16 protein-coding genes and 1 pseudogene are annotated in these 25,402 nt (G+C 45.4%); 6 read left to right on the top strand and 11 right to left on the bottom strand.

The window, feature by feature from the left end:
• The coding region (locus QUA33_RS24065; protein WP_333151799.1) for an IS110 family transposase at positions 1-806 on the bottom strand (806 nt) is incomplete at its 3' end.
• 575 nt (positions 807-1,381) lie between these two features.
• Between QUA33_RS24065 and QUA33_RS24060 the strand changes: the two genes are divergently transcribed.
• Positions 1,382-1,654: a hypothetical protein gene (locus QUA33_RS24060; RefSeq protein ID WP_333151797.1), complete on the top strand. Its 273-nt coding sequence runs from the start codon at positions 1,382-1,384 to the stop codon at positions 1,652-1,654.
• A gap of 21 nt (positions 1,655-1,675) precedes the next feature.
• Complete coding sequence (locus tag QUA33_RS24055) at positions 1,676-2,209, top strand: DUF2726 domain-containing protein (RefSeq protein ID WP_333151795.1); 534 nt, start codon at positions 1,676-1,678, stop codon at positions 2,207-2,209.
• 110 nt (positions 2,210-2,319) lie between these two features.
• Here QUA33_RS24055 and QUA33_RS24050 read toward each other — a convergent pair.
• Positions 2,320-2,451 (bottom strand): annotated as a pseudogene (locus QUA33_RS24050) (GMP synthase (glutamine-hydrolyzing)); the annotation flags it as partial.
• A 388-nt stretch (positions 2,452-2,839) separates the two neighbouring features.
• On the opposite strand from QUA33_RS24050, the gene QUA33_RS24045 reads away from it, so the two are divergent.
• The 3 genes from QUA33_RS24045 (at position 2,840) to QUA33_RS24035 (ending at position 8,161) form a co-directional block, all read left to right on the top strand.
• Positions 2,840-4,303 (top strand): ABC transporter substrate-binding protein/permease, encoded by a 1,464-nt coding sequence (locus QUA33_RS24045; RefSeq protein ID WP_333151793.1) that lies wholly within the window; start codon positions 2,840-2,842, stop codon positions 4,301-4,303.
• Positions 4,269-5,018, top strand: a complete 750-nt coding sequence (locus tag QUA33_RS24040; protein ID WP_333151792.1) for an amino acid ABC transporter ATP-binding protein — start codon at positions 4,269-4,271, stop codon at positions 5,016-5,018. Before QUA33_RS24045 ends, QUA33_RS24040 begins: the two co-directional genes overlap by 35 nt.
• Positions 5,019-5,368: 350 nt before the next feature.
• Positions 5,369-8,161, top strand: a complete 2,793-nt coding sequence (locus tag QUA33_RS24035) for a DUF4347 domain-containing protein (protein ID WP_333151790.1) — start codon at positions 5,369-5,371, stop codon at positions 8,159-8,161.
• A 235-nt stretch (positions 8,162-8,396) separates the two neighbouring features.
• Here the strand turns inward: QUA33_RS24035 and QUA33_RS24030 are convergent, their stop codons facing one another.
• A complete protein-coding gene (locus QUA33_RS24030) occupies positions 8,397-9,452 on the bottom strand; it encodes a UPF0104 family protein (RefSeq protein WP_333151788.1) in 1,056 nt (351 codons plus the stop codon).
• 254 nt (positions 9,453-9,706) lie between these two features.
• On the opposite strand from QUA33_RS24030, the gene QUA33_RS24025 reads away from it, so the two are divergent.
• Positions 9,707-11,752, top strand: a complete 2,046-nt coding sequence (locus QUA33_RS24025; RefSeq protein WP_333151785.1) for a S8 family serine peptidase — start codon at positions 9,707-9,709, stop codon at positions 11,750-11,752.
• A 139-nt stretch (positions 11,753-11,891) separates the two neighbouring features.
• Here QUA33_RS24025 and QUA33_RS24020 read toward each other — a convergent pair whose 3' ends face one another.
• The 8 genes from QUA33_RS24020 to QUA33_RS23985 form a co-directional block, all read right to left on the bottom strand.
• A complete protein-coding gene (locus QUA33_RS24020; RefSeq protein ID WP_333076325.1) occupies positions 11,892-12,371 on the bottom strand; it encodes a hypothetical protein in 480 nt (159 codons plus the stop codon).
• A gap of 177 nt (positions 12,372-12,548) precedes the next feature.
• Positions 12,549-14,219 carry a glycosyltransferase family 39 protein gene (locus QUA33_RS24015; RefSeq protein WP_333151783.1) on the bottom strand — a complete coding sequence of 557 codons (1,671 nt, stop codon included), beginning with the start codon at positions 14,217-14,219 and terminating at the stop codon, positions 12,549-12,551.
• A 124-nt stretch (positions 14,220-14,343) separates the two neighbouring features.
• On the bottom strand, positions 14,344-17,319 hold the full coding sequence (gene pruA / locus QUA33_RS24010) for an L-glutamate gamma-semialdehyde dehydrogenase (protein WP_333151781.1): 2,976 nt from the start codon (positions 17,317-17,319) through the stop codon (positions 14,344-14,346).
• A gap of 85 nt (positions 17,320-17,404) precedes the next feature.
• Positions 17,405-18,322, bottom strand: coding sequence for a hypothetical protein (locus QUA33_RS24005; protein ID WP_333151779.1), 918 nt, complete (start codon positions 18,320-18,322; stop codon positions 17,405-17,407).
• Positions 18,323-18,521: 199 nt separating this feature from the next.
• Positions 18,522-21,194: a protein-arginine deiminase family protein gene (locus QUA33_RS24000; protein WP_333151777.1), complete on the bottom strand. Its 2,673-nt coding sequence runs from the start codon at positions 21,192-21,194 to the stop codon at positions 18,522-18,524.
• A gap of 101 nt (positions 21,195-21,295) precedes the next feature.
• The gene (locus QUA33_RS23995; protein WP_333151775.1) at positions 21,296-21,637 is read right to left on the bottom strand and encodes a DUF5615 family PIN-like protein; all 342 of its coding nucleotides are present in this window, start codon (positions 21,635-21,637) and stop codon (positions 21,296-21,298) included.
• 3 nt (positions 21,638-21,640) lie between these two features.
• Complete coding sequence (locus QUA33_RS23990; RefSeq protein WP_333136494.1) at positions 21,641-21,967, bottom strand: DUF433 domain-containing protein; 327 nt, start codon at positions 21,965-21,967, stop codon at positions 21,641-21,643.
• Positions 21,968-21,987: 20 nt separating this feature from the next.
• Complete coding sequence (locus QUA33_RS23985) at positions 21,988-24,987, bottom strand: type ISP restriction/modification enzyme (protein ID WP_333151773.1); 3,000 nt, start codon at positions 24,985-24,987, stop codon at positions 21,988-21,990.
• Positions 24,988-25,402: the final 415 nt, after the last annotated feature.

Genomic DNA, 25,402 nt, shown 5'->3' with positions numbered 1-25,402 from the left:
CCTCTGGGCTTTCTTTTACCGCGTTTGGGAGGGTCTGGTGGGGGATTGTGTTCTCCCTCGGCAAAGCTGGCTAAATATCGATCGATCTCGACATCGCAGTTAGCAATTTGTCCTTGATAGATGTCATAGAGTTGTAACTCTTGTTTTAACACAAATATATGCTCAGCTCGATAGTCTCCTGTCAAGGCTTTAGCAATATCGGCGGTACTACTTTTAATCCGAGAATTTTTCAAGCCAGCTAAGACTTGAGGGTTCCTTTCTCCAGCTACAATGGCGCGGATAATTGCCATCCCTGTAACTCCTGTGATGTCACTGATGACTTTATTTAGTTGCAGATTCATTTGAGTTAATGCTTTCTGCATCCGCAGTAGGTGGGTGCTACCGCTTTTGATTAAGTTATCGCGGTGGCGAATGTAACTGCGAAGAACGCAAATTTGGTCATCAGGGCGAAAGGAACCGGACAATAAACCGTAAGTATGTAGCTGTTGCAACCATTGACAATCCAAAACATCGGTTTTTCGACCCGGTACGGTTTTGACGTGATGGGCATTTACCAGTTTGACTTCGATACCTCTTTCTTCGAGAATTTGAAAAGCTGGTATCCAATAAACTCCTGTAGATTCCATCGCGATCGTGTCTACTCGACATTCCAATAACCAAGATGCCATCTCGATTAAGTCGGGGGTAAAACAACTAAATTTACGTACATTCTGTGGCGTTCGATCGGGTGGAACGCAAACCCAATGTTCAGCAGAGCCAATATCTATCCCTGCGGCATTTGGGTTGATCTGTGTAAAATTCGACATTTCAGCCGCAACAGGTTTGTTTGTCTTGTGTCGGATCATTAGATGACTCCTTTTCGCGATCGAATTAGAAGGTGTCCCGAGCGGTGGGCGGATGTGATGTTATATTCTCCTCAACGGGATAGGGTAAAACTACCCTTCACCAATGTCATAATCATCATGCCCACGACCATGCTCTAAATCAGGCTCACGCATCGCACCATTGACTTGTCGGTCTGACTCTCGGGACACAGAGATAATATATCCGATCGCTAGCAACTTTTGGGCGAGCGAAACTGTTTCTTTGATTCATAACGGGCGTGCGACGCCCGTAGGATGCTCTAAAAGAGGACTCAATGCTGACCCAAAAAAGCGTTCTTCAGTCCACTTAAGTGGACTTTCGCTATTAGCCGTGGACTTGAGTCCACGGCGGGACAACAGCACAGGCACAAAATCTCAATAAAAACTATCCCTAGCATAGTCAGCATCAAGTTTCTTGACCAGTTCAGATCAGTTCACTTTTTTCTGAACCGTTTTGCTCTGGAGAAATCCAGTTGACTCCAATAGGCTTGAATCATTAGCACTCAAAGGTTCAGCTTATGACAGCCTTTCAACTCAGCCTTTTCCCAAACGAGCCACCTACTCCCATCGACTCCCTTAACAAAAAGAGAAGGGTAAAACTCCCATCCCAACCAACTGTAATTGAGCAATCCTGCACAACCCATAGAGTCGCACAACTGTTGGAGGTATCCACCACAACTCTCTACCGCGCTCGGAAAGAAGGCAAACCTTACCAGAAGGGCGCTTGGACTGCCACCGCTATTGGTGCAAACGCTTGGACAATCATCTACAACCCCTTTAATTCACACTAACCGTAATCGGAAATAAAACTAATGCTATACGCCTTTGACTGTGACAATTCTTTGTCTTCATTTCCCCAATTCCAAAGCGGAGAAATCATCAACGAGTTAGAAACGATCGCTATCGATATTCTAGAGATGATTTTAGGCGATCGCTTCCGTTACTGTCCCCAAGTTCCCCTAGAAATCATCTGTTCTCGTCCAGAAACTTTCACCCGTCTTCCCATTGAACTTTGGAAATTTTGGGTGAGTTCCCGAGTCGATATCGCCTTGATGGAACGCGGTTATTGTGCTAGTCGCCAAGCCAAACTGGTGATAGAATGTCAATCTCATTGGCACGATCGCCCAGAGGTGCAGGTGCGCGATCGCAAAAAAGCCCTACTCCTTGCATCTGTTGGCGTTCCCTTAGTATACCTGCGACCAATCGATCGAGATCGGCGCTTCTATCGTTTCTACACTCCCAATGGACAAAAAGAAGTCTTCTACAACTCAATTACCCAACAAGGACGGACAGAACTGGAAGCATTTTTGCAACACTATTCAACACAGTTGACAGTTGACAGTTGACAGTTGACAGTTGACTTTTAGACTATAAATTTTCTGTGTAAGTCCTGTAATTAACACAGGACTTACAGACGGCATTTATCCAAATCGAAAATCAATAATCGACAATGGTATTACTCCCACTCGATCTTTCCCGGCGGCTTAGAAGTAATATCGTAAACCACCCCGTTCACCCCCTTAACCTCATTCACAATCCGATTCCTGATCAGTTCCAACAAATCGTAAGGAACCCGCGCCCAATCAGCTTTTGCTCTGATCTACTGAATACCGTGTTCCACACATGGAATATGCTGGATGATTACAAATACCGATCGCAAATAGGACAACGGTACAACATGGGTGGGAGTTGTACGGACAAGCTTTACTTTCTAAAATGTTAAAAAATGTGCATTTCGGACATTTTTTAAATATAAGTTGGTGGCACAATTATCTATCTTTAGCCCTGGGCGCAATAATACCTTTATAACCGGGTTTTTTACCCTTGTTAAAGGCTAATTATGCAGTGTGTTTGTCCATCAAACCCGTTTCTGGCAACCCGTGCGTCCAGGAGTATATCTTCCTTTACAATGGTGACTTGATTCCGATTTGTGGTATATATTCTGGGCGAGGGGATTTTTTAGGACAATGTTCGATATGAAACGTTTAAAATTAAAATCAATGCTGGCGGCGGCGATCGCGATCGCCTTTTGTTTAATTGCGATCGCCAGCTACGCCCAAGCCAACAAGACTTTAACACTGGCGACTTCCCCAGACTACCCGCCCTATGAATTTAAAGATACGGCTGTTAGCGGCAACGAAATCATCGGTTTTGACATCGATATTGCCAAATATATCACTAAAAAATTAGGCTACGAGCTGAAAGTAATTGGCATGGATTTTAACGGCTTAATTCCCGCTTTGCAGGCGGGAAGAGCCGATTTTGTCATGGCTGGAATGACTCCCACAGCAGAAAGGAAAAAAAATGTTGATTTTTCTGACCTTTACTACGAAGCTCAAAATACAATTGTCGCCAATAAAGGCAGCAATTTGACCAAAGCTGAAGATTTAGCCGGGAAAAAAGTAGGCGTTCAACTCGGAAGCATTCAGCAGGAAGCTGTGAAAAAAATGCCCGGTGTGCAACTGGCTGCTCTCAATAGGATTCCTGACATCATTCAAGAAATTAAATCGAACCGCATCGCGGCAGGAGTGATCGAGGATACTGTTGCTACGGGTTATGCCGCAGCGAACCCGGACTTGGAATTTAACACAATCCCGAATACTGAAGAAAGCGGTTCGGCGATCGCCTTTCCGAAAGGTTCGAGATTAGTTCCAGAATTCAACCGAGTCCTCCAGCAAATGAAAGCCAGCGGTCAAATTAAGGAACTAGCTACTAAGTGGTTTTCTCGACCGATTCCGCAAGAAAATGGTCAAGCAAATCAGCCTCCGGTAGCGCCAAAGTTCGGGTTAGATTTTGGCAAAATCGAGCCGAGTTTGCCTTATATTTTGTCCGGGCTTGGGGTAACGCTAACTTTTACCTTGCTGTCGGCATTTCTCGGATTTCTCTGGGGAATCGTCCTGTCTCTGTTTAAGATTTCTAGCATTAAACCGCTGTTCTGGTTTGCCACTGCTTACACCTCAATTTTTCGAGGAACGCCGCTAATTTTGCAGTTGACTTTAGTTTATTTTGCAACGCCGCAGCTTACGGGCTATAATATATCGGCGCTGCAAGCTGGCGTGATTACTTTTTTCCTGAATTCTGGAGCTTATATTTCCGAAACAATCCGCGCGGGAATTCAAGCCGTAGATAAAGGTCAAAAAGAAGCCGCAGAATCCCTTGGCGTTCCCTACAAACTGATGATGGGCGATATTATATTGCCGCAAGCTTTGAAAAACATCTTGCCTGCATTGGTGAATGAAAGTATTGCTTTGCTCAAAGATTCAGCTTTAGTTTCAGTAATTGGCGTAGAAGACTTGCTGCGCCGCGCTACAATTGTGGGAGCAGAAAAGTATATTTACTTTGAACCTTTGATATTTGTCGGCGCAATTTATTATTTGATGGTGCTTAGTTTAACTTGGGGGGCCAATGTACTCGAACGCAGACTCCAAAGTAGCAGTTAAGATCGATCGCCTGTATAAATCTTTTGGTAATCTGAAGGTTTTGCGCGAGATAACTACTGAGATTCATAAAGGAGAAGTGATTGCCATTATCGGCCCTTCGGGCTGCGGAAAGTCTACTTTTTTGCGGTGTTTGAATTTACTGGAAATTCCTACTTCTGGAAACATATACATTGACGGAGTGGATATTACTTTGCCGAAGGCAGATATTATGAAAATCCGCCAGAAAGTGGGGATGGTTTTTCAGCATTTCCACTTGTTCCCGCACATGACTGTGCTGCAAAATGTCATGTATGCGCCTGTAAAGGTGAAGCAGGTGGCTAAGGATGAGGCGCGTCTCAAGGGGTTAGAATTGCTGGAAAAAGTGGGTTTGTCAGATAAGGCCGAAGTTTATCCTTCTAAGCTTTCGGGGGGGCAAAAACAGCGGGTGGCGATCGCCCGCTGTTTGGCTATGGAACCGGAAATTTTGTTGATGGACGAACCGACTTCTGCACTCGATCCAGAAATGGTTAAAGAAGTGTTAGATGTAATGAAAGCTTTGACAAAAACGGGAATTACAATGGCAATTGTAACTCACGAGATGGGTTTTGCGCGGGAAGTCGCTCACCGGATATTGTTTTTGGATGGCGGAAAGGTGGCGGAAGATGTGCCGCCGCAGGAGTTTTTTAGCAACCCGAAGTGCGATCGGGCCAAGCAATTTCTGGAAAAAATGCTTTAATCCAAATTAACCTATTTTCGGCACGGAAAGTCGAATTCCGGGACACCATTTATTGCGTGGTGCGTCAGTTTTGAGATAGTTAGTTTGTGACGCAAATAATGCAAGCTGACGCACCCTACTTCATTGTTACTCCATTTTCCCTTTAAGTATATTCATTTAAGTAATACTTAAATTTAAAAACGAAGTCTCTTCCCACAAGCTTTTTCTCCGCAAATTTACTGAGTTTAGTCCAAAAAATATTAAGTTTAATTCAAGCAAATGAAAAAGGACTAAGCACTGCCATACAATAGTTAAATTGCGCTCGTCCCAAGCGCATAATTTCCCAGTTTCCATCTAGCTAAAGGTATATCATGCCACACAAAATTTCCCAAACTCTCAAAGCGATCGCTGAAACTCCGAAAGCGATTGCCTTTATCGATACTGCTGTCCCTGACTGGAAGACTCTAGTTGACGGCGTTACCCCTGGAACAGAAGTAATCCTGCTGGATTCTAATCACAACGGCGTAGAACAAATTGCTCAAAAACTGCGGGGCGGTAACTTCTCAGCAGTTCACATTGTATCCCACGGTGCTGTCGGTTCTCTGCAACTGGGCAATACGATGTTGACTTTGGATACATTGAGCGATCACGCTCTCACCCCAACCCTTATCATAAATGAAAAAAAACGGGGTGTTGTGTCTCCCCCCCCCCCCCGAAATTACGACTTTGTGCTGTGGGTAAAGGAATGGGCAAAGGGGCTGGTAAGTGATGCTGAGATTCTTCTGTATGGTTGCAACGTAGCAAAGGGAGATTTGGGTGCTGCTTTCGCACAGCGGTTGAGTCAGCTAACAGGGGCTAATGTGGCAGCTTCTACTAGCCTGACGGGTAGTGCTAAGAAAGGTGGCGACTGGGAATTGGGGTATACAACTGGAAAGATCGAGTCATCTTTGGCGTTTGGGCCACAGGTGCAAGAGGCTTACCAAGGGATTTTGGCGATTAAAGTCACTTACGATGCACTATTTCCTCCACAAGCGAAAACTGCGTTTGATTACGCAGTTAATATCTGGAATCGGCTACTTGACACATCAAAAGCAGACGTAGAAGTTAAGGCTACTTGGTCATCATCCTTGGGTTCAGGTTCAGGAACTCTTGGTAACACCTCTTTGACGGATGCTCAAGACTTTACTGGTGCCCCGTTACCAAATATCAGATATTTGTTCCCGCTGGCAAATCAGTTAGCTAGCACGGACGTTAATGGTGCTGCAAATCCAGACGTTGAAGTGCAGATGAATAGCTTAGCCGACTGGTATTTTGGTACTGATGCTAAACCAGTATCTACACAGTTCGATTTTTCCACAGTTGCCTTGCACGAACTCGGTCACGCATTGGGGTTTAGTGCAGCTTCTGTTTTGGATACTTCCAACCAAGGAAGGTACGTAAACGTTACTCCCAACATCTTCGATACTTTCAGGGAGAATATTTCTGGCGAGCGCCTTTACCCTACTTATCCATCCCCTTCTATTGAGTTAGGCGCTCAATTAACTAGCGGCAATGGTTTCTTTGGGGGTGCAAATGCGATCGCAGCCAATGGCGGCAACCGCCCCCGACTTACCGGATCCCCTAGCGATTTTGATTTTGGTCATTTAGAAGATTCTATTTATCCATTCGGGAACCCCAATAACTTGATGGTAGCTGGAAGAGATCGAGGAGAAGCCGTCCATACTCCCGGTCCAATTGCCCTTGGGGTACTTCAAGATACGGGTTGGAAATTGAACGCTGAGTTAGGGGTGAATGTGACTGTAGACAATGCCACACCGAAAGAAGGAGATACCGTCACCTATACCGTCACCGCTAAAAACTCTCCCCTTCACACTTTCAATAGTGTTTCTTTGGGTGGCAATGCTAGTAACGTCAAGCTAACGAGCTTGTTGCCAACAGACCTCACCCTCACAGGAAATACCCCCAGCCAAGGCACTTACGACCCTACTACTGGTATCTGGAAATTAACCAACTTAGCTGTTAATGGCACTGCGACCCTTAGCCTCAAAGCCACAGTAAATTCGGGTAGTACCGGAAAAACTATCTCTAACAACGTCGCGGTTACTTCCGACAACAATGACCCTGATGCCACCAACAATAGCAGCAAGGTTGACATCAGTGTAGGATCACCAACGGCAACTCCGACACCAACGCCTACACCAACGCCTACACCAACGCCAACTCCAACTCCGACACCACCAACCACTCCAACTCCGACTCCAACGCCAACTCCGACACCACCAACAACTCCAACTCCGACTCCAACGCCAACTCCGACACCACCAACCACTCCAACTCCGACTCCAACGCCAACTCCGACACCACCAACCACTCCGACTCCAACGCCAACTCCGACACCACCAACCACTCCAACTCCGACTCCAACACCGACACCTGCACCATTAGTCTCTATCTTTTCACCCAAACCCAATGCCACAGACGGCGGTGAACCTACGGGACTGCCACAAAATCTTAGCGGGCCTGGATTTTATTTCTTCACAGACAATGCTGATACTGTTATACCCCCAGACGCGATGGGTAAAGGAATCGTAGCCCTATCCGGCAATGACTCTTTAACAGGTACGAATAACGATGACACCTTCAGTGGCAATCAAGGTGCTGATACACTTAACGGACTGGGTGGCAACGACATTTTGTTAGGCGGAAAAGGCTCCGATAGCATTGATGGCGGTGCTGGCAACGACTTCCTCAGCGGTAATAACGACAATGACAGCCTAATAGGAGGAGAGGGCAATGATGTTATACGCGGCGGCAAGGGAAATGATACTCTCAATGGCGGTGCGGGCAACGATATACTCATAGGCGATCGCGGCCAAGACATTCTCACAGGCGGTGATGGCAATGATGCTTTCTTCTTCGGCCCAGATGAAGATACAACTCCGATTAATCAAACAGATGTGATTACGGACTTCCGCCCTGGAGATTCAATTGGTTTGATGGAAGGACTAACATTTTCTGCTCTCACTTTTGAGCCTGTGAATTTGCAGCTTGAGGGCGCGACACCTGTGGCTTCTACGGCTATCAAAGTGGGTAATAATTATTTGGTTATAGTGTCTGGGGTAGCTCAAGATGCCCTGAATGCTAGCATTTTCTTCAAAGCCTAGAGCGATCGCACGGGCCGGATCAAGGCATCTATGCAATTGGGCTCGGCAGCTATTCCTCCGGCCCAATTGCTTGTTCAAAAAATAAGGCGCTAGCTACACTAACCTGCTTTTGCCTGATAAAATCATCAATTCGGTTGGCAGATTGATTGCTGTATTCCTATTACCTGCAATCTGCTGTCATCTCACACCTTATCGGCCCCGCACCCTACAATCACGACAATATTTAGTTTTAAATTCACCTTTTTTTACTGTGCCGATCGCGCTGGCGATCGATCTTTGCCAAAGCAGCACCGGAAACATCCGCCAGAATGCTAATTATCCGATACAAAGCCACCGCACTCAGAATTATACCCGTAGAAAAGCGATCGGACAGCAGGGCGATCGCCGTTGCTTCAAATACTCCCATTCCCCCCGGTGCACCAGGCACAACTAAACCGACAACAAACGCAAAACAAAAAGCACCGAACAAGTTGGGAATACTGCTAAAATTCACCGGAGTTAAAGCCATTACCGTTAGCAAAAATCCGCATCCCCGCAATCCGATAAAACACATTTGTCCGATTAACGGCACTAAAGGATAGCGTTTAATTGGCAAATTAATTTGGCGCTTAGACTTGACACTAGAGGTTTTTTTAGTTATACTGGAGGTAGACTCTAAACGCAAAGTTGGTCGCTCGCCTCGCTCCTCCCCAACTTCTGAATTTTCCCCATTGTTCTTTGATAACTTCAACCGCTCTACAAAGAGAACGATCGGATTTAAAATGCGGGGATGAATCGCCGTTAAAATAGCAGCACAACCGACAATCCGCAAAAACAAATTGAATTTGTCAAAACAAATCAACCCAATCAAAACGCCCGCCGAAGCCATCAGCAGCGGTTCCAGCAACACGCTGAGAGTAGCAGCTTTCGGGAAAATGCCTGCTTTTTTGGCGTCCAATATTCGACCCCAAAAATGCCAAATATTCCCCGGTAAATACTTGGCAATATTAGTTTTGAGAAAAACTTGAATCGCCCACGCCGCAGTTACAGGTTGGCGGAATTCCCGCAAAATCAACATCCACACCCAGCCGACAAAAATTAGAGAAAGTAAAGTGACGCCGAGGGCGATCGCCAGCAACGGCAAACTTTCGGCTCGAATTTGGATATTCGCAACTTCTCGCCAGTGAGTTAAAAAAGCTTTGGCAATAAATAAAAAAGTCCCGCCCAAAATCAAATAGCGCAAATAAGGCTTTAAATGCGATTTCGCGAGGTTGAAAAATTTCTGAATTCGATGCAAGTGTTGTTTTCCCATTTTCCGATCCCGATTTTGAATTTGGGATTAAGTTATACTGTTTTAGATTTTATATTTTAGATGGGCTAAGGCGGAATTGTGGTTAATTTACAGGGCATGATATGACGGAATAAATCTGTTTAACCCAACCTATCCAGGCCTCCACAGACTGTGCGTAATGCCCGCTTTACAGACTATTTAGGGCGTTTTTAACCACAAACTTAAATTTAAAATCTAAAATTTAGATCGATATACCTCACTAGGAGTACATTTCTATGCCCGGCCCGAGCCCTGACGGTCTTTCCTATCTTTTAGATGATAGCCCCAATAGTTTCGCCTTGACTCCGGGCTTTTTGACTCCTTATCCTAACGGATTTTTTGCCCTCGGCGGCAACGATTTTATTGTCGGTTCGTCGGATGCCGATCGCATCAGCGGTGATAATGGTAACGATCGCATTCTCGGCGGCAGTAATTCCGATACGCTGTTAGGGGGTGCGGACAACGATTTGCTCAACGGCGGTGTCAGCAGCGACATCCTGTTTGGCGATGGGGGCAGCGATACCTTGCAAGGAGGCAAGGGAGGAGACGCCCTCAACGGTGGCGACGGCAGCGACGTTTTAGTGGGCGATGGGGGCAAAGATACGCTGACAGGGGGTTTGGGCCCAGATACCTTTGTCCTCCGCAGCGACTCCGCAGTCTCCGATCCGGCTGCTGCTGACGTTATTACTGACTTTAACAGTTTTGTGGATTCGATCGGACTGACTGACAATCTTACCGAAGCTGACTTGATTCTCGAAGAAATATCGATCGCCCCCGGTATTTCCAATACATTAATTAAAATTCGCCAATCCAATGCTATTTTAGGCTTGGTAGCCAACGCATCTCCACAAGACCTCGCCGATACATTCATCTCTGCAACTACCGTATTGGGCAACCAACTAAGCGAAGCTCGCGATTTAGGCATTTTGGGCGACACTCAAACGATCGCAGATTCAGTTAGCAACGCCCGGCCAGACGGCCTTTACCGCTTTACTTTGCCTGCAACTAGCGACTTTAAATTAACTGTCAGCGGTTTGACGGCGGATGTTGATGTTGCTCTAATTAAAGATCTTAACGGCGACAATTCTATTGACTTCACCGATATTATTGCTTCTTCTCAACAACCGAATTTATCGCCGGAGTCGATCGACATCAACGGTTTAGCCGCAGGAACTTACTTTGTCCGAGTTTATCAATACCAAGGCAGTACAAATTTCTCCCTCAATCTGTCTGCAAATCCTACAACTGTTTTTACTAACAATGCGAGCAACTTGCAGGGTTTTGACTCTCGTTTTGGGTTCGGTTTGGTGAATGCAGCAGCGGCAGTTGCTAAAGCTCAAGGTACTGCAACTTTTCCTGATGTTCCCGATTTGGGCGGCGACGAGTGGGGTAGAGATTTAATTAAAGCTCCAGAGGTTTGGGCCAGGGGCTTGACTGGAGACGGAATTGTGGTGGCAGTTATTGACAGCGGAGTTGACTACAATCACCCGGATTTAACGGGGAATATTTGGAGCAATGCGGGGGAAACCGGTGTTGATGCGATCGGTCGGAATAAAGCTAGCAACGGGGTTGATGATGACAATAATGGCTTTGTTGACGATTTCCGAGGATGGGATTTTGTCAACAACGATAATGACCCGATGGATGATAACAATCACGGCACTCATATAGCGGGTTTAGTTGCTGCGAAAAAAGATGGGGTTGGGATTACTGGAACGGCTCCGACTGCGAAGATTATGCCTGTGAAAATACTTGATGGGGCAGGGGTGGGTAAAATTCGGGATGAAATTAATGCGATTAATTATGCGGTGGCAAATGGAGCAAAGATAATAAATGTGAGTTTGGGTGGCCTACAGTTGAATGCTCAAGAATTGGATGCGATTCGAGCGGCCGAAGCTCAAGGGGCGATCGTGATTTCGGCGGCGGGAAATGATGCTCGCCCACAAGTAGATTATCCGGCTCGGTTTGCCAATGAGGTAGGAATTGCTGTCGGTGCTGTTAGCCGAAATGGCTTGTTTGCGGATTATTCTAACCGGGCAGGTGCGGGGACTATTAATTATTTTGTTGCTGCGGGCGGCGACGCTGGCACGACGGATTCTGGTGATGTTTATTCAACTGTGCCACTTTCTCAACCGGGGATTCCTTATCGATATTTTGCGGGTACTTCAATGGCAGTGCCACAAGTATCCGGCGTGATAGCTTTAATGTTGCAAGCTAATCCGAGTCTGACTCCTGCTGATATTAAGAGGATTCTTGCGGAAACTGCGAATCGATCGGTTTGAATTTGATGCAAGTGCGATCGATCTACAATCCTCAATCTTCTACCAATTATTAAAAGCGAACCGTAGGGACACCGCAATGCCGTGTCCTACTCCCCGCGCCGGACACGGAATGCCGTGTCCCTACTTTTGGGAATTGGTATTAAAAATTGGCGGCGTAAGTTAAGTCAAATTGGCGGCAGAGGGTGATGCAGCAGTAGCCTGGTCGATCGAATACTAATTCGTAATTCATCTGACCGTCTATTTTGGTGATCGGCTGCTTTAAGGGGATGCCATGAATGTCGTATTGGCGGCGTTCTAAGGCACTCCAGTCGATAATTTTGAAGTCGATTTGGTTCTGCAATTCAGTTGCGATCAGATATAGGTGCATCTTGTCTTGAACTTTCCCAGTCAGGGGAACTTTTATTAACACTGACTGGGTGACGAGAGGTTTTTGGTCGTTGGGATGCTTCTGGGTGTGGCAGCTTTTGAGTTCTATATCGTAAGGTTCTACCTTGAATTTCTCTCCACTGGCGATCGCAGATGAGTGCAAATCTTTCAGACACTTTTCTAGGTGAGGAATCAGCCCTAAGTCTGGATCGCACAGCAGTTTACGAATGTTGGAGGTTTCAGTGACTGTCATTTGAGATTTTTGATGTTATTTTTGATTCTTAACTTTTAGCTTATCACGAAAAGCAAATCTATCGAACTCTACTTGCGACATACCTTCCAAAAATGCCGTTTATGGTCAGTATGTCGCAGTGAATAAGACACTTATTTTTTGGCAGCCAACCCGTGTTTTTTGCCTTAATGTTTGAGATTATTTTTTGGTAATTTTCCACAGATTAAGCTCGACATTAGTGTCAGCCGGCTCTATTTGATAGTTTTGTTGCTGAATTGCAGATCGCAAAGTAGAGGACGGTCTGTATAAAAACAACTCACTGAAACCGCCGGGAATTTGCGGGGGTTGGGGTTTTTTCTTTAGCAATTCTCGATTTTTGTAGCAAGAAGTGTAACAGTGGGGTTCTATTAGCAGTTTGACTTTGGGTTCTAGGTAATAACTTAAAGGCATGATATATGCGATATTGGCATCGCTGATAATTAGCGGATTGCTGGCTTGATTGACATTCGCGGCTACTTCCAAGGCACCCAACCAACCGCTGCCTTTATTCCACCAAATATCTGCTTGAGAACTAACTCCACCGGATATAATACCTGCGGACAAAACTGCAACTATAACGATTTTCCACAGTTTTGGCTGTTTTAACTTCTCCAAATTGTTACTAATTTTTGCAGACAGCAGGTAAGCCACTGCTAGCTGAATTCCCACATAACAAGGAACTAAATATCGCGGATTTCCCGATCGCCTTCCACCCTTGATTAGATCGGGTACTGCTAAAAACACAGCAGTTGTTACAATTAATAACAATACAATCAACCACACTCGCTTTGGTGTTTGTCGGCATAGATAATAAAGGGCATAGCCGACCAAAGCTAAAATCATGATACCAACTGGAATTAGCAAAGCTAGTTGTGTGGCGTTGGCAGTTCCATCAATGCCAATATCAAAAAATGCTATGCTGATAGAACCAACCCACCTGCTGACTAATCTTAAGTAATTTGTTTGTTCTGCCCATGCTGTTGTGCTTCTAACTTGATTGAAGTTTTCTACAGTATGTACCAGGGAAGGCATGAAGCCGATCAAAGCGATTAAAGATGCTACATAATAGGAAATGAATGTTTTTATATCGCGCCAGTTGGCAATAACTGCGACGTAGATCGCGTGGGCGGCAGCGACGCAGACAAATAACAAGTGTGTGTAAAATCCCAGTGTTGCTGTGCCTGCATAAAGCGCCCAGGAAAGAACGAGGGCGACAGCATTTTGAGTTGACTCAGGGCGCATTGCTCGCAGCAAGGCTGCACTCGATAAAATAGTAGTTACTGTCCACAAACTGTACTGTCTCGCTTCTTGGGCAAATAGGATGTGGTAGGGAGAAATTGCGAAAATTGCGATCGCCATCCACGCTACGGCTGAAGATTCAAATAACTCCCAAGCCAGCCAATAAATTGCCGGAAATACTAGCAGGCTAATCACGGCGGCCAAACTTCTCATTGCTGCAACGGAACTGCCGAACCATTGCGCCCAATACCGCGCTAGTACGTAATACAGCGGCGGGTGTTGGGGGTCTTCTGTTGCTAAAGAATTCAGGGTATCCCTTACAGTTTTTTCGGAATTTATCTGCTGATATTTTTGTAAATCCGCAGGCGAGGTTATTTTCTGGTAGGAAATTTGTTTGATTATTTCGGCTTCGGTGTAGCCCGAAACTCTCAAAGAAGTATATGTTTCGTCGATCCAGTAAAATTTGCGATCGAGATTGGCGAAGCGAAATAAAATACCTATGACTAATACGGCTATAATTAAAAATCGCAGCCACTTGTCAAGTGGAGGGTTGTGAGAATTTAGTCGATCGCGATCTTTCGTAGATTCCATTTTATAACTAGCTAATCTCGCACAAATTTTTTCTGTTACCCCAGCCGTAAGGTGCGCCTAGCGCACCTTACCAACTTAACAGCCAGAGAGAGGACTTCAGTCCTCACTGCCAACAAATGAATGATTAATCATCGACTCCTTCAATCGGCGCAAAACCCTGTCGCTGAATATTTTCAGTTATGGTGCGGGGTTCGAGGAATTGCAGCAAATAATCCGGGCCACCTGCTTTAGAACCAACTCCCGAAAGTTTGAATCCTCCGAAGGGTTGCCGCGATACCACAGCGCCGGTAATTCCGCGATTGATGTACAGATTTCCGACTTCAAAATCGGATGCGGCTCGATCGATATGCGAAGGCGTGCGAGAATACAATCCGCCGGTTAAAGCAAAATTCGTGCCGTTAGCAATAACAATCGCTTCGCTGAAATTCTTTGCCCGAATCACGGACAAAACCGGGCCGAAAATTTCTTCTTGGGCGATAGTTGCTGTCGGCGATACTTCCGTAACAATGACTGGGCCGACAAAATAACCGGTTTCCGGTGCCGGCATTTCTAAAGCTATCTTAGCTTCGGCGCGGCCTGTTTCGATGTATTCGCGGATGCGCGACTGGGCATTTGCATCGATCACAGGGCCGACTTGAGTGCCGGGATTTTCTGCTGGGCCGACATTGAGCGATCGCGCCGCTTCTACCAATCTTTCCACAAAAGTATCGTACACCGATTCGACCACAATTACTCGCGAACAAGCGGAACATTTTTGGCCGCTGTAGCCAAATGCCGAATAAACTACGCCTGCAACTGCTTGGTCTAAATCCGCACTTTCATCGACAATAATTGCATTCTTGCCGCCCATTTCAGCAATTACTCGTTTCAGGTGTTTTTGTCCAGGCTGCAAAATCGCAGCATCGGCATAAATCTGACAGCCAACTTCCTGAGAACCGGTGAAAGTAATCATGTGAACGTCGGGATGTTTCACCATGTAAGCGCCGACGGTTGAACCTTTGCAAGGCACGTATTGAAATACGCCTTTGGGGATGCCGGCTTCTAGCAAAATTTCTGTGATTTTGGCTGCAATTACTGAGGAAACTTCCGCAGGTTTGAGTAAAGTACAATTTCCAGCAACCAGCGATGCAACTGTCATGCCGACAGGAATTGCGAGGGGAAAATTCCAAGGTGAAATGATTAAAGAAATGCCGCGCGGCTGATAGCTATAGCGGTTTGTTTCTCCGGGGATGTCGTAATTTTTACCTTGTTCTAACCGTTCCATTTCGTCGGCGTAATAGCGGCAAAAATCTATAGCTTCGGAGACTTCGGCATCGCATTCTCTGACGGGTTTGCCGACTTCAAACACCATCCAAGCTGACAGTTCGTGCCGCCGCTGTTCCATCAATTCTGCGGCTTTGCGGAGGACGCCGGCGCGCTGGCGGACGGGGGTTTTTCGCCAACCGGTGAAGGCTGATTTTGCTGCTTCAAGGGCTTGTTTGGCTTGTGCTTCGGAAAGCAATCCGATTTTGCCGACTACTTCTGTGGGATTGGAAGGGTTGAGGGAATTAACTGTTGTTTCCGTATTTTGGTACTCGCCATTGATTAGCGGTAAATAGGTTTTGCCTAAGTTGGCGCGCACTGATTTGATGGCTGTTTCTGCTTGTTGCCGCAATTTGCTATTGGCGTAGTCGGTATCGGCAACGTTGGGAAATACTTTGCTGTAAACTAGCTGGTCATTTCCGTTAGCAACGGGCGCGGCTAACAATTGTTCGATCGGCATTTCTTCGGAACTTTGCCGGATGAAAGAACTGTTGGCGGTATTTTCCAGCAAACGGCGGATCAAATAAGCCATTCCCGGCAGCAAATCGCCGTAGGGGCAGTAGACTCGGACGCGATAACCCCGATCGACCAAAAGCTTAGCCAATTTGTCGCCCATGCCGTACAGTACCTGCATTTCAAAGCGGCGGCGCGGGATGTTGAGAGTTTCGGCAATGGCGATCGCCCTGGCTTGCGATCGTACATTATGACTGCCAATTGCTGCATACAAATATTCGTGATTTTCTAGCAGCAACTGCGTCATCTGCTCGAAATTAGCATCGGTAGCAACTTTGTCATTGTAGACCGGCTGCGGCCAATCTTTCTGCATCGCTTTGATAGTTTCCTGATCCCAGTAAGCGCCTTTTACCAACCGCACTGTTACCGGATTTCCGCGTTTTTTTGCCCAGGAAATCAGGTTTCGCAAATCTTGAGCACTGTCGCGCAAATATGCTTGCAATGTAATTCCAATATCGGTGCGACTGCGAAACTCTTCTTCTAACAATAAGTCTTTGAGAATGCTCAGAGTTAAACTTTTGTAAGCATATTGTTCCATATCGAAATGAACGGCCGCTCCCAATTCCTTCGCGCGGCGCAGTAAAATGCGAATTCTCTCGCTTACTTTCTCCTCGCTACCTTTAGCATCCAAAGGGTCAAACTGAGAATAAAAAGCCGTTAATTTTACGGATACTTGCACTCGCGGCAAAGTTTCATCATCAGCTTTATCAATTGCATCTACTTGCGGCCAATTCTTCGCTGCCTTAGCCAGTTCCTCCATCAATTCCAAATAGCGGTTAAGATAAATTTGCGCCTCCGCTTCAGTAATGACAGCTTCCCCCAAAAGGTCAACTGTAAAACCCATTTTATCTTTGCGAAGTCGCTCTAAGGTTTTAATTACCTGCTTGATATTTTCCCCAGAAATATACTTGTGCGCCAAAGTTTCCACAGCAGGCGCAACCGTAGTCGCTGCCAATTGACCCGGAACTGAGTCAGGGCTAGCAAAGTTGAGCAATTTTTTCAATGCTTCGGGCAATTCTACCTCTTGGGCGGTCAGGTATTCTTGCAAGTGGCGGGCAATTTCCGGCCTGCTGCGGAGGGCCGGCAAACAGTCAATAAATCGAAACAACTGCACCCGCAGTCCAGGGCTAGCCATCGCCCAATCCATCAGTTTGTCGTCCCAGCGCATTTGGTCTTGGATTTGACCGAAAAAAGAGCGCTTTTTCTCTTGAGTTGCCCGCAGGATTTCTTGGGCAATTTCTTGAGTTTTTGCTTCATAGATGCTTGGAGATATTTGTGCAACCATTGGTAATTAGTAATGGGTAATTTGTACTTGGCAACCAGGGCGGGTTTATGTATTGTGTAACTACCCCCTGATACAATTATAGTTGCTATTTAACTTCAATTTTCACTTGGTAGTTTGCTTGGCGATCGCCTGAAATTTCAATAGTATAATCGCCGCTACTGGCTAGTTTACCTTGCCACTGACCTCTGCTATCAGCAGTACCTAAATTTTCACCGCTAGGAGCAATAATTGCTGCGCTAACTTGACCTTCTTGAACATTTATTGTCATGCTTTGGCCGCTATTGCACTCCACTAAGTAGCGCCTGGATATGTTGGCTCGCAAACTATTGCTCAGAGTAGTTCCCGTAGCACCAGCTTGAAAGTACACTCGCTCGGTTACAGGGGTTTCAACCACAGCGGGAGAAGGAGAAGGAGAAGGCAACGGCGACGGCGACGGCGAAGCAATTTGCGGAACCCCTGACAGAGAGGGTATTTGAGTGGGACGGGGCGACGGATAGATTGTGGCGGGCCGTGCCGGGCCGGGTGCTGGGGGAAGTCCGGGCAGGCGGTTGGCGGGCGCTGCTGGGACAGGCGGAGGGCTTTCGGGAAGGGGTACGTCAGCGGGTAGTTTGATTTGAAGGTTCGCTCTTTCCTGATACATTCTCCACGCTAGCAAACTGCCGAGACTAAGGACTGAACCGACCAAAATTCCGCTGAGAAAAACTGCTAAGATTTGCCAAGAGCGGGCTGGTTTTGGATCGGAGTTGGCAGTTGGAATTGTTGGAGTCGGATAACTTGGAAGTTGAGTGGTTTCCGGGGCGGTATCGGCGGTAAGTGGAATTGTTTCGGCCTCATCGATTGGGGCTGAAATATCTTCGGGCGCGGCAATTTCGGCGGGAGTTTCTGCTGAGGCGGAAGTTGAATCTGTCCTGTCAATTTCACTGCTATCTAACTCATCGCTAGCAGTGGAAATTGTTTCCGGTGGCTGAGTCAAAATTTGTTTTTTTTCCTGTTCGTCGCTCATGGGGCTAAATTTATTTTACAAATACCGCTTTTAGACATTTTACGTTACTGGTGCGATCGCCTGCACAGCACCAATACGGCAAGGCCCTTGACAAAATGCCGTCGGTGTCGATCGAGAAATCTATCGGCTGCGACGATCGCAATTTACCCATTTTCCGTAAATATTGAGTACAAATTGCGATCGCAACTTACTACCGGGTTCAATTATTAGGCAAAGACTGCCAAAAAGGCCGATCTTCAGGCTTCCTCACAGTATTCGTCGCTGACTGCACGTTTCCTTTTAATTCTTGATAATACCTGTCATCCAGAAAACTAACGCTGACGCCAGCAGGAAGCAGCAGTTGGCGCAATCTTTCCTGAGTGTAATCTACACCCTCAATCATTGGCCCGCGCGGATTTGAAACTAACAAATTGCCGTTAACTGGCACCGAATTGACCATATTTGGCCACCAAGCATAACCGCTGTAGCCAAACATCACCGGAACTTGAATAATTTGGTCGTCTCCGAGTAAAAATTCTCTTTTCAGCTTCTCTATAATCGGATTAAGTTTCTGATTTTGCAAATAGAGATTGTGTTGAATTAAAGCGCGATTTTGCAAAGCGGCGCTGACAGTTGTTTGAGTGCTCAAACCGCGATTGATCGTCACATCGCCGTAACCTCTTCCCTCCAATTCTTCCAACAGCTTAACTCCGGCTTCGGGACTGGCGATCGCCATTACATATTGTCCGGGAGTTTGAGTGGGAATAAAATTGATAATTTCATCGACTTGGCGAGTCAAAAGCCAAGAAGTATCAATATCCACTGGCGGCCCTTGAATTCTCTGAGCTTGAATAAAATCAAGTACCTCTGGATTAAAACTAGCATTTCCCGAATTCCCGTAATAAACTCGACCCATTGGGTGTCCGGGAATCGGCGGTGTCACCTGCAAATTGCCGTATCCATCAGACCACTGACTTACAGGGTCTAAAGAACGAGGACTGCCAATTTTTACTATTTTCCAATCCCGGTTTAGAGTTGATTTAATAGGCGGGTTTTTCTCTGGCTCGCTATTGCTTTTTAGGGCTACATTAAACTGGCGTATCTCCGATTCTTCGGGGAGTTGAACGTAGCCGTTTTTCTGGGTATCTTGCATCCAAGTGCGATCGCCCTGGAGAATTTTTACTCTAGCGCCCGTGGGTTCTACTGCTTGTTTTAGTTGCGAGATAAATTCGCTGTTTACCGAGCCTCTGTCGCTGACCTGAACTTCGGTTACTGGTGCGGTATTGGGCGCTATCATCCAAGGACTAACGCCCATTTGAATAGTTGTGGAAGCGATTTCTTGACCGTTATTTAGGGCAGTTGCTTTGAGATTTACAGTGCCGTTCCAGTTGCGATCGGCAAATTGTTTGGCTTCCACACCTAAAACAATATTCGTGCTGAAAACTAGAGGTTTAGCACCGGATATATCTACAGGTTGCCAGCCGTCGCCCGTCTTCTGAAAAACACTTATGTGAGGGCTAGCAATGCTGTCAGCCGTGATAAATAACTGAGAGGTTTTGAAGCTTTCAGACATTGTTAAGTTAACTTGAGAAAGCATTGCTGCACGGCGGGGAGCGCTAACTTTGGTTTGTTTCCAAGTCGGTATCTTGCCGCGATCGTCGTTATTGCGACCGTTAAATAAAATTAGCGCGCCCTTGGACAAAGACCATTGTTCTTTTCCGGCGTCGTCTTGCTGGTTAATTTGGCCATCTCTGTTAGTATCTCCCACAAACAAAAAGTTCGACGGGGACGCAGCAGGCGTAACTGGGGCGGGAGTTGGTGTTGCAGTTGATTCTGGAGTTGGTTGAGGAGTTGCTTGCTGATTTCTCTCTAACTCTTGTCTTTCAAGTTCTTGTCTGGCTAATTCTTGTCTGGCTAATTCTTGCTTTTCAAGTTCTTGTCTTTCAACTTCTTTCCTGGCTAGCTCTTGTCTTTCAAGTTCTTGTCTTTCAACTTCTTTCCTGGCTAATTCTTGCCTTTCAAGTTCTTGTCTGGCTAACTCTTGCCTTTCAACTTCTTGCCTTTCAAGTTCTTTCCTGGCTAATTCTTGCTTTTCAAACTCTTGCCTTTCAAGTTCTTTACGGGCTAGTTCTTTCCTTTCAAGTTCTTTCCGGGCTAATTCTTGCCTTTGAAATTCTTGTCTTTCTAGTTCTTTTCTAGCCCGGTCTTTTTTCTCTTGCTCTTTTCTCTCTATTTCTCGACGAGCAAATTCTTTTTTCTCTTGCTCTTTGCGAGCTCGCTCTCTTATCTCTTCTTCCTCGGCTCTAACTTTCTCAATAGAACGTGCAACTTGCATTTCATAGGTAGCGACACTGAGGTTTCCTTGGTATTCGATGGTTTTGTCGATCGCCCGATCTGCCAAAAAAGAATCGTGAGGAATGAGTCGCAGGGTATTGATAGCCAACTCCCACAGCCGCTGGGACTGTTCCCAGGTAGCAGAAGAAGGATTAGAAGTGCGTCCAATTAAGACTGCTTGGGCGGCTAATTGAGCAGCATCGTCCCAATTATATTTGGCTCTTTCTTCTATTTGAATCTGACTTTGAACGTTTTCGAGTTGCTGCGTCAGAGTTTGGGATTGCTGGCGGTGGATTGCTGATTTCCAAAGTTCTGCAGGAAACGGGGCGCTGTCGGGAGTTTTGGCAAGGTTATCTAATTGTACTTTGAGGCGATCGCGCAATTTGTAGAGTTCGGAAAGGGATTGCGGAGTTTCGCCGTCTGGCTGTCGCCCAGAGAGTGCGAGTTGGTAGTTTAGGGAAGGTTGAGCCACTGTTGTGGGGACTGCAACCCAAATAATACCGATGACGACACCGAAACCATTGATAATGGCGATCGCAATATATTGAACCCAGCGCATATAGTTTATCCTCAGACACGCCAATAATTTTACCTAATCTTGGGAGCAATGGGGGATTTAATTGTAAGGTTGTTGGGTCGGGAAGGGCGAGGGGCTTTTTTTCAGCTTTGGGGACGTATTACCCGAATCAATTTGCCAGTCAATGTTTCTTCAGCAAAAATAGCTTCATCAATACGTGATGCCAACCTTTCCCAGTTGCGATCGTTAGTACAGGCAATAATACCAGAATGATTAGGTTGGATGCGATGCAGTCGGATGAAATCTTGCCGATTGAGTGTTAACACCGATCGAGAATCACTCGTTGCAAATTCTAACACTCGATCGTCAGGAATTTTAAGTCCAGCATTGCCTGCTTCTTGAACAGTTAAAACATCGTGACCTAGAGTTCGCAGAATTCTGACAACAGCTATTGGGTATTGCTCATCTGAATATAAACGCGCCATGTTTTAGGCTTCCTCATTTTCCCGGATTGCCAGTTCAATTTCATCAGGATAGGCATCAGCATAAGCCCAGGTATTTGCCAGATCCGCCGCACTAATAGTGGGATAATTTTCTAGCAAATCGGCTTCACTATATCCTATACGACGAGCTTCAACCATTACCCAAACAGGGATACGAGTCCCCGCAATACAAGCCCTACCACCACACACGCCGGGAGTTTTTTCTATTCCTTGCCAAGTATTGCTTAAACTTTGGACTAATAGCTGTATTGCCTGAGTTTTTTCAGCGGGAGTTAAGGCAAGGAGTTGTTTTTCTAATTCTTTCAGTGTCATTGTTTACCATCTCCTAAACTTTACTCTATGGGAAAAACAGGAATCAGTTGATCGATTTCTACCATCAGTTGCATGGTTTCTGTGAGCGCAACCACCACCTTTTGATAGTGCAGTACATCATCAAAGGATAAAGTGCGTTTGGCTTTCTTACGGTCTTTGAGCCATTTGTCTAACACGTGATAACCGCCAATTTTAAACTCCCAAACTTCGGGGGCGATACCTTCAAAATAGCGGGTTTTGTTAATATAAACTCGTTGTTCTGCGGGTTTATAGGTAACTTCGGTAACGGCATTGTCACCATCGCCACTCATTTTAGTAATCAGCTTATTCAGCTTTTTCGATTTCATCAGGTGCAGGTCTACCAATGCCTGACCTTTTGCACCCAAGTCTTTAAATAGCTGGTCGTTGCTGGTCAAAGGCACACGAGGAAAGTCGCCTTTGAGGAATTCGGCGTAGCGTTGGCGATAGGTAGGGCTATGGAAGATGGCGTAGATGTAGTAAAAGATTGATTCTGGGGTGGGAATAGATCCCAATTTTTCTCGAATTGCTGCAATGAAACCTGAAGAGAGATTAGAAGATTTTTCAACAAATAAACTGCCTTGTTGATTTTTCGTATCAGGATAAATATAAAGAGGGAAGAAATAATTTACTTCTTTAAGAGATACTGTATGATGCTGAATAATTTTTGAAGTACAAAAAATATGCCCCCACTCGCCTATTTCAATAGAGCGCGTGGTACTAAAAGCTAGATTGTCTTTATCTAAAATATGCTGCATCACTTCATATCGAGGCATACAAATAAAACCTCTTGTCTGTCCTGTATAGTAAGTAAATCTTGTGTCGAAGGGACGATATACAATAGGAACGATTTTAGAATTTTCACTACCAGTTTTCTTTAAATCTTTTTGAGCAAGCTCAACTTGCCAATCCCGTGCATCTTTACCAAGATTATATTTTTGTCTAGCGTCTTCTATTGAAAGTGAAACAAAATCTTTAACAGTATCCTTAACCTCTTGAAATGATAACTTTATTGTTAAATCATCTCTTGCCGTGACAATTCCCACCGAATGAACAGGCAATATATCTGTGATTTTCCAGCCTTCATCATATTCTTCTAAAAGATTTCTGTCTTGGGGGCAAAATAAATAAAATGATGATTGAGGTTCAATAGCTTTCCATTCAACATCATTAATATCTAATAAACTTAAGCTTTCATATTTAGATGCGCGATCGCCCCATAACTCTGCATGGTGAACTTTAGCTGGTGTATCCTTTCCAGGTTCTTTAACAAAAATTCCAATACTCACACCCTGTTGAATATCAAAGACATTTTGATCGGGTGAACCATCGGGAGAAACTTCTTTCTTCTTAGAATTACCGTGTAAATCTAAAATGTAGATATCAGTAAAGGTTTGCATCAAGTTCTGGCGCATTCCTCGAAACGTTGGATTATCCAGATAACCGTGATTAGTAACAAACGCTAAAACACCATAACCAGTTTCACTGACTCGCCATTGTCCAAAGCGAATGAATTTTACATAATCATCTTGCAACCATTTGGGATTCTTTTCATCTAATGGCCGACCATTTACATAGTAATAATCTTTAACTAAACCCGCGATCCACTCGCTTTTATTTGCGGAATGTCCTGAATAGGGCGGATTGCCCAACACCACCATCACAGGTGTATCTCGTTTTACCGTCGAAGCTTCATTTGCTTCTTCTGCCACAAACTGACCAAACAAAATCTCTGACTTTTTCATTGCCTCATCTAGCGTATTGGTGAGGTAAATGCCTAATCGTTGTTTGCCCTTAAATTTGTAACCAAGCTCTTGAAGTTCTAGCCCTAGCTTCAGGTGAGCAATGGCATAGGGAGCCATCAATAACTCAAATCCAAACAACCGATTCAGCAAATTATCTCGCACATAGCTATCCCACTGATTCGCCATGCCAATTTCTTCTAAATTGCGGTAAATTTGCTTTACCACTTCATACAAAAACGTACCCGTACCCGTGGCAGGGTCGAGAATTTGTACTTTCGGCTTTTGTGTTACTGCATCTTTGGCGTTATCAGCTAATCCCAATGGCAGATCGAAGCGGTCTTTGAGAATCGCATCAACCGATCGCACAATAAACGACACCACAGGTTCCGGTGTGTAATAAACCCCTCGACTCTTCCGCAGGGCTGCATTGTACGCCGCCAAAAACGTTTCATAAAAATGCACCACCGGGTCTTCTTGCCGAGTGCGCTGCCCAAAGTTTTCGAGAATGCTACCCATATCAACCTGAGACAGCAATTGCACCAAATCGTCGATCGCCCAATCGATCTGACTGACTGCATCCGTTTCGACGATCGTATTAAACAATCGCTTCAAAAATGGGTTTGTTGCCGGAATATACGTGCCAGCCGTGCGCCGAGTAAACGGTTCACCCCCTGGATTTTGAGCATGACCAACTCTTGCCGCAAATAACCCATAAGAAATCGTCTGAGCATACATATCAGCAAAATCAGCATCATTCAAATCGGGCAACAAAACCTCACTAAATCCCTGTTTCAGTTGATGCAATTCACCGTCTTTCCTTTCTCCTTCCAGCGCAGTTGTTGTTGCTAACCGGATTGCCTTCGTCAACCTCGCCATCTGTCGCGCCAGGTCTTCAGGACTGCTGATAATCTCGCCTGTATAGTTGATAAACTGATCTAGCAGAGCCGCAATCTTTTCTGTAGCTCTTGCTTCCAGCTTATTCTCATTACGATCTGCTAAAATTTCCTTCTGCCTGCGCTTCCCATTCACATACCAACGAAACTCTAAATAATTGGTCAATACTAGATTCGGAAACGCTTCTATATACCGCTGCAATTGCTCCGATTTTTCTATCTGATCCAGGTCTAGCCCAACGTCTTTGGCTTCTACATAACCCACCAATAGTTCCCGCCGCCGCACGGTAAAGTCTGGAATCCCTGCCTTATTGCCTTTTTCTTCAATGACGGCATCAATGCCCTTGTCTGAGTCATCCAGCAAATCTTTCAGCGCTGGATAATGGCTGCGCTCGCTACCTTTTTGCAGGTTATTTTGAATCGACTTGAGGTAAGCATCAAAAGATATAGACGGCATTGAATCAGTTCCCTGGTTTAGTTTGGAAATATTTCCTGAATTCGTTTAATGCTATTATAGTAGATAGAATAGTCCTGGAGATAGGGGCCCAGAAACCGGGTTTTTTAGGAAAATACTTCGTGGCTACCGACAGATTAGATAAAAACCCGGTTTCTTTGTCGGAGTCAGTAAGCCCTATATGGATTTATTCTCTTTTTCGCTGACCGAAAGGTAAAAATCATGAAATGTCGCTGTTATTTCTTAATTTGTAATTGCTCAACCCCCTTGACAAGAGAACGAGATAGACATTAGATAGAGGAATGAAAAAACTCCCTGACCTAAA

This window comes from Microcoleus sp. Pol14D4 (assembly GCF_036701245.1).
Lineage (GTDB): Bacteria > Cyanobacteriota > Cyanobacteriia > Cyanobacteriales > Microcoleaceae > Microcoleus.
Note: the sequence above shows the minus strand (reverse complement) of the source record. Positions and strands in the feature narration are given on the sequence as shown.

Excerpts from the sequence above, each read along its gene's own strand:
- QUA33_RS24060 (WP_333151797.1), top strand. The coding sequence starts at position 1,382 with ATGACAGCCTTTCAACTCAGCCTTTTCCCAAACGAGCCACCTACTCCC.
- QUA33_RS24055 (WP_333151795.1), top strand. The coding sequence starts at position 1,676 with ATGCTATACGCCTTTGACTGTGACAATTCTTTGTCTTCATTTCCCCAA.
- QUA33_RS24045 (WP_333151793.1), top strand. The coding sequence starts at position 2,840 with ATGAAACGTTTAAAATTAAAATCAATGCTGGCGGCGGCGATCGCGATC.
- QUA33_RS24040 (WP_333151792.1), top strand. The coding sequence starts at position 4,269 with ATGTACTCGAACGCAGACTCCAAAGTAGCAGTTAAGATCGATCGCCTG.
- QUA33_RS24035 (WP_333151790.1), top strand. The coding sequence starts at position 5,369 with ATGCCACACAAAATTTCCCAAACTCTCAAAGCGATCGCTGAAACTCCG.
- QUA33_RS24030 (WP_333151788.1), bottom strand. The coding sequence starts at position 9,452 with ATGGGAAAACAACACTTGCATCGAATTCAGAAATTTTTCAACCTCGCG.
- QUA33_RS24025 (WP_333151785.1), top strand. The coding sequence starts at position 9,707 with ATGCCCGGCCCGAGCCCTGACGGTCTTTCCTATCTTTTAGATGATAGC.
- QUA33_RS24020 (WP_333076325.1), bottom strand. The coding sequence starts at position 12,371 with ATGACAGTCACTGAAACCTCCAACATTCGTAAACTGCTGTGCGATCCA.
- QUA33_RS24015 (WP_333151783.1), bottom strand. The coding sequence starts at position 14,219 with ATGGAATCTACGAAAGATCGCGATCGACTAAATTCTCACAACCCTCCA.
- pruA (WP_333151781.1), bottom strand. The coding sequence starts at position 17,319 with ATGGTTGCACAAATATCTCCAAGCATCTATGAAGCAAAAACTCAAGAA.
- QUA33_RS24005 (WP_333151779.1), bottom strand. The coding sequence starts at position 18,322 with ATGAGCGACGAACAGGAAAAAAAACAAATTTTGACTCAGCCACCGGAA.
- QUA33_RS24000 (WP_333151777.1), bottom strand. The coding sequence starts at position 21,194 with ATGCGCTGGGTTCAATATATTGCGATCGCCATTATCAATGGTTTCGGT.
- QUA33_RS23995 (WP_333151775.1), bottom strand. The coding sequence starts at position 21,637 with ATGGCGCGTTTATATTCAGATGAGCAATACCCAATAGCTGTTGTCAGA.
- QUA33_RS23990 (WP_333136494.1), bottom strand. The coding sequence starts at position 21,967 with ATGACACTGAAAGAATTAGAAAAACAACTCCTTGCCTTAACTCCCGCT.